Below are 12929 nucleotides of genomic sequence, written 5' to 3'. Positions count from 1 at the left end.
CCCGGCAAACGAATGTCTTGAACTGGCCATGGTCGGACCAACCGGAAGAGTTCCCGGTTGGTGTCGTCGTTTGGAAGTCACGCGGCGTCGATCAGCCGATTTTCGCTCTTGTCAGACGCCAGTGGGCGTAACCCGACTTGAGTTCGTAACCGAGGTCGACATTGGCCGCGCGCACGACCAGATAACCGTTGTCGCTGATCGGCAGGAGCGGCATGTCGGTCAGGAACTTGACCTCGATCTCCTGGACCAGCTTCACACGCTTCTCGAGATTGGGCTCCTGCATCGCTTTCTTCAGCATCTCGTCGATGCCGGGAATGGCAACGCCGTAGTGGCTGAAGTTCGGACCGCCCGAGCCGTCGGACTTGACCTCAGCGGCGGTCGTCAGCTGCTCGATGATCGCCTGGGTCGGGACCGGAGGATAGGCTGCCGAGCGCTGGAACATCGTATTGGTGCCCTTCGCCTGGTCGGCATGGAAGGCCGTGTGGTCCTTGATGTCCAGCTTCATCTCCACGCCGCCGGCGCGAAGCTGTTCCTGGATGATCAGCATCACCGAGGAATAGTCTTCTCGCTGCGAGGTATAGGCGTTGAAAGACAGCCCGTTCGGAAAGCCTGCTTCGGCCAGCAGTTGCTTGGCCTTTTTCGGATCGTGGTCGTAGCGCACGGCCGCCGGTATGGTATCGGCGGTGAAACCGCCGAGAAACGACGGCGGATTGAGGCCATACGTGCGCTGGCTGACCGGTGCCATGGCGCTCGCGAGTTCGTCGCGATTGATCAGATAGGCAATGGCCTGCCGAACGCGGATATCGTCGAAAGGTTTGACAGTCAGGTTCATGGACACTGTGAAGAAGCTGCCCGGTGAAGCCACATCGAAATGCAGCTTGGCATTCCGCTGCTGGATTGACGGCACCCAGCCCGGCGCGCGCACCCCTTCGATCATGTGGACGTCGCCGGACAGCAGGGCCAGCGTCCGGGCTGTGGTATCGGCGATATAGCGGATCTGAAGATTGGGAGTTGCCGGCGCGTCTCCGAAATAGTCCTTGTTGACGGTCAGCTTCACGCCCTGTGAGGGATCGCTTTCGACGCTGGCGAGCTGGTAAGGCCCGGTTCCGATCGGATCCTTTTCGAAGGCCGGCGCCCCCTTTTCCTCAAGCGCCTTGCGGGAAATGATGCTCGACGAATAATGGCTGAGCGGGCCCATGATGAACAGCGGGTCCGGCTGGTTGAGGGTGAAGATCACCGTCGCCGGACCGTCCACCTTGACGTCCGCGATATTGTCGAACAGGACGCGGTTGCCGCCCAGTGCCTTGTCGTTGCGCAGGCGATCGAACGTGAATTTCACATCGTCTGACGTCAGGTTGCCGTAGCCCTTGTGGAATTTCACGCCCTGGCGAAGCTGGAATGTCCAGCTCTTGGCGTCCGGTGTCACCGACCAGCTGGTCGCAAGGCTTGGCTGGACCTCGGCGACGCTGGTCGGGAAATGCCCGAGCGGCACTTCGACCAGTTTGTCGAAGATATGAATGATGGCCCATTCGTCGGCGCCCTGAATCGAACGTGCCGGATCTATGGTGCGTACGCCGCGGGCGGCAAAGGCCAGCCGCAGCGTGTCTGATGCCTGTGCGAAAGCAGATCCGCCCAAACTGGTCGCTATGCTTGCACCAGCAATAGTTGCAGCCGTGCGGCCGATAAACATGCGCCGAGATATTGCCATGTCACTCCCTCCCTGGGCGTACCGAACCCTGTTCCGCCTCCACGGCACAAGACGGTTGACGAACAATGCAATCCGATGGTAGCGCTGCCATCGACGGATCGTCAAGCACTGAAGAGCGATTTTTTAGCATGCGCGGAGACAAAGGCCGAAAGGTCCGGCAGGGCAAATGGATTACCTCGGGCAACGCGGATAACATCCCGGCCATCGCAAACATGGCCGTGCGGCAAACATCTCTGCAGATGCGACGCCGTCGGACATTCACTTGATGGAGCCTTAGATGTCGAAACGCCGGACTGACGGTAGACCCACGATAGCCGACGTGGCCGCACTGGCGGGTGTGGGAGCGATTACGGTCTCCCGGGCCCTGCGCGATCCATCGCTGGTGTCCGATATGCTTCGGGAAAAGATCGATACCGCCGTCCGCGAGCTTGGCTATGTTCCCAATCTCAATGCGAGGGCCCTGGCATCCACCCGCAGCGATGTGGTCGGCGTTCTCGTTCCCTCCCTGACCCAGCACATCTTCGCGGATGTCCTGCGCGGCATCTATGACGGGATAGGCCATACGAGGCTGCACATCCAGGTCGGCAACACGCGTTACGATCTGGACGAGGAGGAGCGACTTCTGGCTGAACTTCTCCGGCACAAGCCGGCCGGCCTGATCGTCTCGGGCATTGACCAGAATGCCGCTTCCCGGCGGATGCTGGAAAAAGCCAACTGCCCAGTGATCCAGATCATGGATCTGTCCGACAATCCGGTCAACAAGATCATCGGATTTTCCCATCACAACGCCGCCAAGGCGATGACCCAACATCTCATCGAAGTCGGATATCGCCGTATCGGTTTTCTCAGCGGTTGGATGAACAGCCGTTCGAAGGGGCGTCTGTCGGGTTACGTCGAAGCGCTCAAGGAGGCCGGGGTATTCGATCCGCGATTGACGAACGCAGCCGGTGATCTTGGTGCGCTGGCGCTGCGGGGCAGTTGGGACAAGCATCAATATTCGACGCCCGCAATGGGTCGGGAACTGCTTAGCGAGCTTTGGAACAGGGAGCCCCGTATGGATGCGGTTTTCTGCAACAACGACGTGCTGGCGCTTGGCGCTCTCTTCGAGTGCCAGGCCCGCGGTTTGTCGGTTCCGAATGATTTCGGCATCGCCGGGTTCAACGACGAGGATTTCATGGAGGCGGCGTCGCCCGCCATGTCGAGTGTCAGAACACATCGCTGGACCGTCGGACACGACGCGGTGGTTGCCCTGCGCCGACAGCTGGACGGCGAGCCGGACGATGAGCGCATCGTTGACGTCGGGTTCGACATCGTCAAGCGCGCCAGCACCGATCGCAAGGCGCAACCGGTGCGGGACGACGATGCTGCGGCTCCCCAACAGATGCGTACTGCAGGCGACGATCGCTGAACCCTTGCCGCGCGAAACACCTGTTGGGTGGACGGATATGATCTGAGCAAGCGCGTCGAGGAGGCGCCGCGCGGATCGGCAGACAAGAGGTTGATCGCAGAGGAAGCCGGCAGGCCAAGGGAGGATATTTAATGGCTGAAGAACCCTGGTACAGAACCACAACACGTTGGGGACAGACCAACCTGGTCGAGATCGATCCGGATCGCTACGATGGCGCCTGGTGGCGGGCCCACTGGAAAAACACGCGCATCCAAGGCGTGATCGTCAATGCCGGCGGCATTGTTGCCTATTATCCTTCCGCTTTCCCGCTTCATCATCGCGCTCACACGCTTGGGGAAAGGGACCTCTACGGCGAAATCGTCAAGGATGCACGGGAAACGGGGCTGAAGGTGATAGCCCGCATGGATTCGAACCGGGTTGCGGAAGACTTTTACCGCGCTCATCCGGATTGGATTTGTGTCGACGCGACCGGAAAGCCATATCGTCAGGCGGACAAATACATCACCTGCATCAATTCGCCCTACTATTGGGAATATCTGCCGCAGGTCATGCAGGAGATTATCGAACACAGCAATCCGGACGGTTTTGCCGACAACAGCTGGGCCGGTATTCCGCGCAAGAACATCTGCCATTGCCGGCATTGCGCAGAGCAGTTCCGCGCCCATGCCGGCATCGATCTGCCGTCTGCTCAAGACTGGTCCGACGAGCGCTATCGGCGATGGGTGCGCTGGAACTATCAGCGTCGCACCGACATCTGGGAACTTAACAACTCCGTCACGATGAAAGCCGGCGGCAAACATTGCCGATGGATGGGCATGATCAGCGGCGACGTGCTGAACAACAGTTCGCGCTTCATCGATCTGAAAGCCATTCTCGCGCGCACCGAAATCGTCATGCTCGACCACCAGCGCCGCAATCCCGTGGATGGGTTTGCCGATAATACGGAAGCGGGCAAGCGGCTGCATGAAGTGGGCGGTTGGGAGAAGCTCATTCCAGAAAGCATGCCGCAATACCAACTCGGAAGCCCGGCCTTCCGGCTCGCAAGCATGCCCGCGGTCGAGGTGAGGTTATGGTCGTCGGCCGGCTTTGCCGGGGGCATCCAGCCGTGGTGGCACCATATCGGCTCACTCCACGAAGACCGGCGCCAGTACAAAAGCGCAGAGCCGATCTTTTCCTGGCATGAAGCCAATGAGGATATTCTTCTCAATCGCAAGCCGCTGGCCGATGTGGGCGTGGTGTGGTCGCAGGACAACCACGACTTCCACGGCCAGGACAAAGCCAACGACCGCACGATGAATCCCTACAGGGGAGCGATCCGTGCCCTCGATCGCGCCGGGATCACCTATTTGCCGATCCACGCCGATGACGTGGCTGGTGCGATCGGCCGCGTCGGCGTCCTCATTCTGCCCAATCTCGGCGCGATGTCAGACGATCAGGTGAACGCCGTAAAGGCATTCGCGCAAGCGGGTGGCTCGGTAATCGCCACGTCGGAAACCAGCCTCTATGATGTTTCAGGCGATCAGAGGCGAGATTTTGCACTGGCGGATCTTTTTGGCGTGCACCGTGGCAGCGGGTCACGGGGCGGACAGGAGCTCGCCAACCCGGATATCGAGGTCGCCGCAAGACATACCTATCTCCGCCTTGTCCCGGAACTGCGGGCTGCCCTTTATGGCCCGACGGATAGCACGGCGCCGGCTGCCGTCGGAATACGTCATCCGCTGTTGAGCGGTCTGGAAGGAACGGACACGATCCCGTTCGGCGGCTTCCTTCCCGTCGTCGGCGTCGATGATGACGTGGCGGTCCTGGCGACCTTCGTTCCCGAATTCCCGATCTATCCGCCGGAAACCTCCTGGATGCGCCAGCCCCGGTCGGATCTACCGATGATCACGCTCCGCGAGCCGGCCAGCGGCAGCAAGCTGATCTGGTTGGTTGGCGATCTCGACCGGTGTTTTGCCCGCGACGAGCATCCGGAACATGCGACGATCATCGCCAACGCTGTTCGTTGGGCTCTCCGTGATCGGCAACTGGTGTCGCTCGAAGGTGGGCACGGTGTCATAAGCCCGGCGCTTTACGAGCAGCAAGGTCGCTATGTCCTGCATCTCAACAACCGCCTGATCATGGCGAAAATGCCGGGACGACAGGACGAACTTCTGCCCGTTGGTCCGATCACGGTCCGCCTGCGCATCGGCTCGAGAATAATATCCTCTAACATCCGCCTGACCGTAAGCGGCCGCTCTGTTCCGGCCATAACGCAGGGCACCGAGCTTGTTTTCGAGGTGCCGGCCATCGCGGATCACGAAGTCGCGGTTATCGACTTTGATCCGGCATAGCCAAATCCGGAACCGCAGGCTTCCGTCGGGGCGGCGCCAATCGTCCTTCATGGTCTTTGACTTGAAGACCCGATACGGGGAGCCGGCAGGTCAATCGGAGGCCTGGCCGGTCTCTGGAGAATGGACCACCAGGCAGTTGCGGCCGGCCTTTTTGGCAAGGTAGAGGGCCGCATCCGCCTGGCGCTGAAGATGTTCCGCCGACACCAGCCCGCAATCTTGCATCAATATCGCCACTCCAATGCTGACAGTGACATAAGGAACGACGCGAGAGGTGGGGTTTGGAAGAGACGCAGCTTCTACTCTGTTGCGGATTCTCTCTGCGATCACCCTGGCCTCCTGTTCGTCGGCGCCCGGGAGGAAGACGAGAAACTCTTCCCCTCCATAACGGGCGACCTGGTCTCGCTCGTCTCTCATACTGCTTTGGATGATGCCGGCGACTTTCACCAGGCATCGGTCGCCTTCGGCATGCCCGAGATTATCGTTGAGGCGTTTGAAGTCGTCGACATCGCACATCAGCATCGCCGCACCGCTCGTTTGTTTAAGGTCGGCGTTCCAGAACTGATGGAGCGTCTCCATCATCGAACGCCGGTTGGCGACGCCGGTCAGCGGGTCGGTTCGGGCCAGCAGTTCCAGCTGGGAATTGGCGTCAGTTAGCTCCGCGAGGCGACTTCGATCTCGTAACTCGAGCAGGAAGGTCTTGTGAGCCAGAATCGTTGCGGTGCGTCGGGCAACGATGGTTGCTACGACACCGCTCGCGAAAAACAGCGTTCCGGCGAGAGCACTTCCCACCTGGATGTTCGGATTGTGCAGTTGAAAAACAAAATAGATACCGAGAGCAAAAGCACTGATCGCCATCGCCCAACCAAGCGGAATGGGAAATATAATGATGGCGGTGACCGCCACAAAAAGCATGATGGTCAGATGGCGTTCGTAGAACTCGCCACCGGCGTGAACACCTACCAAAGCGACGGACAGGAGGATGAGAAAGACCGCCGAGAGAATGATAACTCCCTGCAGCCACAAAGCATGCGGTCGCAGGAAGACCATCGCGGCGACAAGAGCTGCGGGCGGAAGGAGGGATGCCGGCCACAGCATCGTCATCACGGTTTGGATTGGGAGCAGGATTGCGTAGAGGCCCAACGTCAGGACGTCGAGCACGATAACCCAGATCATCCACGCGCGGATGATCTTGGCAGTCTGCGGCCAGGAACGTTCGCGAAAAAGCCGGGCCAGATCCCCATTGAGCCGGATATCCCGCGTGCGTCCGCCCAGGAGGCGCTCGACCTGTTCCACTATGGCCGGACTCAGCCTCGGCAGAGGTTTCCGCGAAGACGCTGTTGCCGATTTGGTAGAACCTATAATTCGCTTGGCGTCCATGTGCCGGATTTAGGGTGCAGATGACTGGGGACAAGACGGGCTAGCGAGCCGACCGGACTCGGGTCGCCAGTTTTACTTTTACGCCTGGGCCTCGATCGGCAGGTTTGTCCGGACGATCGTCCCGGCCGTGTCCGCCTCCATCTGCTCGGGCCGCGCGATCGGCAGATTGACCGTAAACACCGTTCCTTCGCCCTTCACGCTGTCGACGTGAATTTCGCCGCCATGCAACTGGACCACCTGCTTCACCAGGTTCAGGCCGATACCCGTGCCAGCGATGCCGGACGAACTTCTCGCTCGGAAATAACGTCCAAACATCTTCGGCAAGTCATCCGCGTCGATGCCGATGCCTTCGTCGCGAACGGTAATCTGGACACAGTCGTTTTGCTGCGACCCCGTGACATAGACGTTCGGAGAGTCCGGCGCGTATTTCACGGCGTTTGAGAAGAGATTGGTGAACACTTGCTCCAGCGCCGCGCCGTCGCCATAAATAGTCGAGGGAAGCCGCTCCAGATCGAGCAGGAACCGGTGAGATTTGCGTATGCTCTCTTGCCGCGCACTGCAGGTCCTAATGATGTCGCCCAGTGCGCATGGCTTGCGAACGATATCGATATAACCGTGATCCAAGCGCCCGACCGCCAGAATGCTTTCCATCAACTCAAGCATTCGCGAAACTGCGCCGCGGATCTGCTCCGTCTTCTCACCGATAAACTCCGGTGTGACCGCGTTCTTGCGGCGGACGAGACGCTGCGCCGCGCCGTCGATGATCGAAAGCGGAGTCCGGAATTCGTGAGACGCCATCGAAACGAATTGCCGCTGCAACTCGTTGACCTGCCGTTCTTGATCAAGCATCCGTTCGAGTTCCGCAGCCTGGCGCGCGATTTCCGCGGTTCTGCTGCGCACTGTTTCCTCGAGATCATCGCGGTGCTGAAGCAGCGCCCGTTCCGCCCGTTTCCGCTCGGTGACGTCGACAGCGGCAATCAGCGACGCCGGACGACTGTCGAAGGCGAGTTGGCTTGAGTAGATAAAGACCTCGATTTCGGCTCCGCGAGCTGTCCGATGCCGCTGAGACCGATTGGCTTCGCGGCCATGCTCTGCGGCGGTGGCCGCGACCCTCATTCTTTCCCAATCCTCCGGCGGAAGGATGTCCAAGAGTGTCATGGAAAGAAAAAGGTCACGATCATAGCCGTAATGATCAAGAGCCGCCTGGTTGACGTCGAGAAACTGGAGGCTCTCCCGGTCTTGAACCCACATTGGCAAAGGGTTTCCTTCGAACAATAGCCGGAAGGAAGCCTCGCGCATCTTGAGATCGGTGATGTCGACGCGAATCCCCACGCTTCCGCCACCCGAGACGCGTCTTTCCTCGATCCGCACCCAGCGATTCCCCGGCAGGCGCTGCTCATGAGCACTCTTCGGCTCTGCGTGACGGGCCAACCGATCGGTCAGCCATTCTTCCTCACGGCCGATCGCCTCGGGATATTGGCCACGCTGCAGCCCGCTGCGAAGTCTGTCCTCGAAACCCATGCCTTTGACGAGGGGCGCGCCGCTATCGGCGTAAAGCTGCTCGTAGCGGCGATTCCACATCACAAATCGATCGTCTTCATCGAACAGTGCCAAGCCTTCGGGGACGACTTCGAAGGCGGCCAGCAGGCGCGCATGCGCTGCCCGCGCCTCCTGCTCTGCGTGTTCGGCCTGGGCATGAGCCTGAGCAAGGGATCGTTCGGCTAGTCGCGCCTCGGTAACGTCCTCATGCGTCGACACCCATCCCCCGTCGGCGGTGCGCTGATGGCAGCCTCGGATGACTTTGCCCGATCTAAGTTCTTTTACCCAGACCTGCGACGACCCCGCGGCGTTCGTGTCTTCCGCCCATGCGAGATATTCCTCCGTGGACATCGTCGGGACGGCGCCGACTTCGTTCCGCAGCTTTAGGATGTCTTCGAGCGACTGCCCAGGGTGGATCAAGGCTGGGTCCACGCCGTAAACCTCGGCGTAGCGACTGTTGGATAGCGCCAGCGTGCCGTCGGCGTTGAAGAGGCAAACCCCCTGGCTCATGCTGGCGAGTGCGATGCGGAGCTGTTGTTCGTGGCCAAGAATCTGCTTGCGGCCGCGGCTTGACGCCAGTTGTGCATTCACGCGCGCGCCAAGTTCCCTGCTGTCGATCATGCTTGAGACACAGTCAACCGCACCGGCCTCAAACCCGGCGATCCGTCCTTCGATATCGCCCTCAGGAGTGACTAGGATCACCGGTATTTCAGATGTCCCCGAACTAAGCTTCAGGCTGCGGCAGGTCTGGACGCCGCACAAATCTGCAAATGTGATGTCGAGCAGGATAAGGTGAGGGTGTGACGCCTCCACGACTGTTTGTAGGTTCTCCAGGGTGTCGCATGGGGAGACAACCGAGATCTCAATGTTTTCCACCGGCAGCTGACTGAGATCCAGCTTGGCTGCATCTGCGCCGATGACAAGAACTGTCGTCCGTCGATGAGCGGTATTTTGGGCAATTGCCATCGAAACCGCATCTCCGTCCGGAGCCGCGGGCAGTGAAGACGAGTGTAACTGTAGGGGAAATGCTGTCGCCAATGAAGATCGCCTACCATTCCGCCGCTGATCTGTCGCAGGCCTACAATACGTATCGACTATTAAGGAGAGCTTATAGAGGCGTGTCGCGATATCCTTAGGCTTAACAGCCTATTGCCGAAATCCGCCGCATCCGCGCGCGGTTTCCGTCGGGGCTGAGATCGATATGGCAAGCTCGAAAATCAGGCCGAAGACTTCTATACGTCAGTCGGATTTGAAGCGCCGATCGATATACCTTATCCAATCACCGAGATTCCCGAAGAGAACCGCGAGATCGTATTGCCATTCGAGCAGAAGCAATCTCCAACTCATGCGTTCTGAAGCCAGACCTCGCTGAGCAAGTTGGGCACGAAGGAAATCCATCTTTGCGGTCGGCGAAGATAGGACGGTGGAGCCGTAGCCGGCCTCAACATCGTCAGTCATTCGTTGCAAAACACTGGGCACATTCCTGTGGTCGCTCATACCTTATGCTCCTCATCAATGGATGCCGGGGAGGAGGAGGAGGATGCGAAAACGTGGCGTTCTCCTCACCCATCGAATGTATGTCGTGAGGCGATGTATATCAAGAAATTCACGAGCGGACATGTACACGAACGCGGCATTGATCGGGCCGAAGTGGCCAACGGTTCAATCAATTTCTTTTCGTTGCGCGGCTTGTCCAACGCCGGCGTCTTTGCCCATGCTCGCGTGATTTCGCGTCGTCGTCGAAAGATATGGCCGTCGTTCGAATTCCGAGGTTCGCAGCAAACTTCTCAGGCGCAGAAGATCTTTTCGCGCAACGAGCCCGCACAATTTTCCACTGACGGGATCGACGATCGGAACCCGTCCGGTATCGGTTGAAAGCATTACATCTGCGACGAAACCGACCGTGTCTTCCGGATGGCAAACCGGGACCGAAGCGTCCGAAACCCGTTCGGCAAGCGTTTGCTCCGCCAGTTCGGCTTTCCCCTGCCAGCCAAGTACGTCGCCTCGGGACACAACCCCCGCCAAGCGCCCGGCGCTGTCGATCACGGGGTAAATGCGGTGGGTTTTTTGCGGAGACGCAAAGAGGTCACAGGCGTCCCTTACCGTCATTGTCGCCGGCAGCGTGTCCACCTCCTTGATCATGATCTCACCGGCCCTTGTGAATTCGAACGGATCGATGCCGTATTCGCGGGTGATGTGTTGCCCCCGTCGCGCAATCTTCTCGGTCAGGATCGAACGGCGCAGGAGCAGGACCGTCACGGCATAGGCGACCACCGTCGCTGCCAGAAGCGGCACCAAGGTGTTTATATCCCCCGTGATCTCGACCGCGAAGAACGTGCCCGTCAGCGGCGCGCGCATCGTCCCGCCCATCATCGCCGCCATGCCCAGCAAGGCCCAGAAGCCAGGATCGTGACCCGGCATAACCAGACCGACAAGCCAGCCAAGGGCGCCGCCGAAAATCAGGAGAGGGGCGAGGACCCCGCCGGAGGTCCCGGAAGACAGCGCGAATAGCCAGATACAGGTCTTGACCACGAGGATGGTCAGGACGGTCGAGGCGAGCAACTTGTTGTTGAGCAGGCCGTCGATAATGTCGTAGCCGACGCCCAAGGCGCGAGGTTCGATCAACCCCCCGACGCCAATCACGATGCCGCCGAGCATCGGCCACCACATCCAGTGTATCGGAAGCTCTTCGAAGAGATCCTCGATCTTGTAGAGCAGAGTGGTGAGCAGCCCGGATTGCAGACCCGATACGATGCCGATCGCGGCACAGGCCAAAATGCCCCACCATGGCAGAGCGATGTCATAGTGCGTGGGGAACAGCGGCCCCGTGCCGAACAACATCGGCCGCCAGCATATCGAGACGCACGCTGCGACGGCAACGGGGATGAAGCTGCGAGGTTTCCATTCAAACAGAAGGAGTTCGACGGCGAGCATGACTGCTGCGATCGGCGAACCGAAGATAGCCGTCATGCCAGCCGCTGCCCCCGCCACCAGCAGCGTCTTGCGCTCGGCGGCGCTCATATGGAAGAATTGCGCGAACAACGATCCGATTGCTCCGCCCGTCATGATGATAGGGCCTTCCGCACCGAAGGGGCCACCCGTGCCGATCGAAATCGCCGACGACAGCGGCTTCAGCACCGCGACCTTGGGCGACATCCGGCTGCCACCGATGAGGATCGCCTCGATCGCCTCGGGAATGCCGTGACCTCGGATCTTCTCTGATCCGAAGCGGGCTATCAGACCGATGACAAATCCTCCCAAGGGAGGAATCAGCAAGATCCACGGGGACCGCGGCACGCCTGCGAGCGAGGCCGGTTCTATACCGATATGGCCGAACCAGACGATGTTGGTGACCAGCGCAATCAGGCTCACAAGACACCATGCCGCGAACGCGCCGCCGGTGCCCACGACAATCGACATCCCGACCAGGACGAGAACACGCTTGTCCGTGGTGAAGTCTCCTGCCTCGCGCCTCGAAAGTCCTCCTGTGAAGTCGTGCGGTCGGTTGCCGGGTTGATGCTGCGACATGGCTTTCCTTTGGCGGGTCGGAAACGGGCGTGGCTTGAGCATGTCGAATATATCGTGATACGATGTAAATCAAGCCGTAAATCCGGGAGCAGCATGATCATGAAACATCAGGAACGTCTCACCGCGGGAGATTACGAAGCACTCGCCGACTTGCGTTATAGTATCCGCCGGTTCCGGCAGTTCAGCGCGCAAGAGGCGGATAAGCTCGGTCTCAAGCCGCAGCAGCATCAGGCGCTGCTGGCGATAAAGGGCTTGCCGAGCGGCAGACAGATGACCGCGCGGATGCTGGCCGAGCGCCTCCTGATGACCGGTAGACTGGTGGATGACCTTATTCAGCAACTGATCGACGAAGGTTATGTCGAGGCAGGGCCGTCAACCGTGGGTCGCGCCAAACACGTTATTCGTCTCACACCCAAGGCGGAGGATGCCCTTGACCGACTGGCAAGTGCCCATCTATTCGAGATCCGGAAGATGGCGCCGGAATTGATGCAGGCGCTCCGGGTCCTGCAGGACCGCCAGAAGATGCAGCGCATGACATGGATGCTTTGACTGCTACTGACGAAAACGGAGAGCAGATGAAAAAGCTTAGTAGGCTCAGGCAGGTAGATTACGAAACGCTCGCCGACCTCCGTTATGCGCTTCGGCAGTTCATGGATTTCAGTGCATCCGCCGCACAGGTAGAAGGATTGCCGCCCCAGCAGCACCAGGCGCTTCTGGCGATAAAAGGCAATCGCAACGGCAAACCGATGACGGTCGGAATGCTCGCCGAACGGCTCCTTATCGCCCCTCATACCGCGACGGAACTGATCAACCGGCTTGTTGACGGTGGCCTCGCAGCGCGACAGGTGGATCAGGAGGATCGACGGCGCCAGACCGTTCGACTAACGGACAAGGCCGAGGAGCTGCTGGGTCGCCTGAGCGAAGCGCATATCGTGGAAATCCGCGAGATGACACCGAAGCTGGTGGCGCTACTCTCCCAACTTGAAAAGATGCCAGTGGCATCTGCTGGCGACGAGTAGGCAGAAGCGGCCTGAACGCA

At 59.7% G+C, this 12929-nt stretch carries 9 protein-coding genes; 4 read left to right on the top strand and 5 right to left on the bottom strand.

Features of this window, described 5'->3' with window-relative positions:
- Positions 1 to 91 precede the first annotated feature (91 nt).
- Complete coding sequence (locus tag AC1D3C_RS00215) at positions 92 to 1708, bottom strand: ABC transporter substrate-binding protein (RefSeq protein ID WP_477481486.1); 1617 nt, start codon at positions 1706 to 1708, stop codon at positions 92 to 94.
- Between the two features lie 277 nt (positions 1709 to 1985).
- On the opposite strand from AC1D3C_RS00215, the gene AC1D3C_RS00210 reads away from it, so the two are divergent.
- Both AC1D3C_RS00210 and AC1D3C_RS00205 read left to right on the top strand, forming a co-directional pair.
- Positions 1986 to 3116: a LacI family DNA-binding transcriptional regulator gene (locus tag AC1D3C_RS00210; protein ID WP_477481485.1), complete on the top strand. Its 1131-nt coding sequence runs from the start codon at positions 1986 to 1988 to the stop codon at positions 3114 to 3116.
- A 131-nt stretch (positions 3117 to 3247) separates the two neighbouring features.
- Positions 3248 to 5446 carry an alpha-amylase family protein gene (locus tag AC1D3C_RS00205; protein WP_477481484.1) on the top strand — a complete coding sequence of 733 codons (2199 nt, stop codon included), beginning with the start codon at positions 3248 to 3250 and terminating at the stop codon, positions 5444 to 5446.
- 90 nt (positions 5447 to 5536) lie between these two features.
- Here AC1D3C_RS00205 and AC1D3C_RS00200 read toward each other — a convergent pair whose 3' ends face one another.
- From AC1D3C_RS00200 to AC1D3C_RS00185, 4 genes are all read right to left on the bottom strand, one after another.
- A complete protein-coding gene (locus tag AC1D3C_RS00200) occupies positions 5537 to 6754 on the bottom strand; it encodes a GGDEF domain-containing protein (RefSeq protein ID WP_040125881.1) in 1218 nt (405 codons plus the stop codon).
- 147 nt (positions 6755 to 6901) lie between these two features.
- Positions 6902 to 9328 (bottom strand): PAS-domain containing protein, encoded by a 2427-nt coding sequence (locus AC1D3C_RS00195; RefSeq protein ID WP_477481483.1) that lies wholly within the window; start codon positions 9326 to 9328, stop codon positions 6902 to 6904.
- Positions 9329 to 9601: 273 nt separating this feature from the next.
- Positions 9602 to 9859 (bottom strand): hypothetical protein, encoded by a 258-nt coding sequence (locus AC1D3C_RS00190; protein WP_477481482.1) that lies wholly within the window; start codon positions 9857 to 9859, stop codon positions 9602 to 9604.
- 165 nt (positions 9860 to 10024) lie between these two features.
- Positions 10025 to 11890, bottom strand: coding sequence for a chloride channel protein (locus AC1D3C_RS00185; RefSeq protein ID WP_477481976.1), 1866 nt, complete (start codon positions 11888 to 11890; stop codon positions 10025 to 10027).
- Between the two features lie 99 nt (positions 11891 to 11989).
- Here AC1D3C_RS00185 and AC1D3C_RS00180 point away from each other — a divergent pair, with 99 nt between their 5' ends.
- Complete coding sequence (locus AC1D3C_RS00180; protein WP_247032625.1) at positions 11990 to 12439, top strand: MarR family winged helix-turn-helix transcriptional regulator; 450 nt, start codon at positions 11990 to 11992, stop codon at positions 12437 to 12439.
- 26 nt (positions 12440 to 12465) lie between these two features.
- A complete protein-coding gene (locus AC1D3C_RS00175; RefSeq protein WP_477481975.1) occupies positions 12466 to 12909 on the top strand; it encodes a MarR family winged helix-turn-helix transcriptional regulator in 444 nt (147 codons plus the stop codon).
- The last annotated feature ends 20 nt before the right edge of the window (positions 12910 to 12929 follow it).

Source organism: Neorhizobium sp. P1_A6, from assembly GCF_056406795.1.
This window is presented reverse-complemented; position numbering and strand designations above follow the sequence as displayed.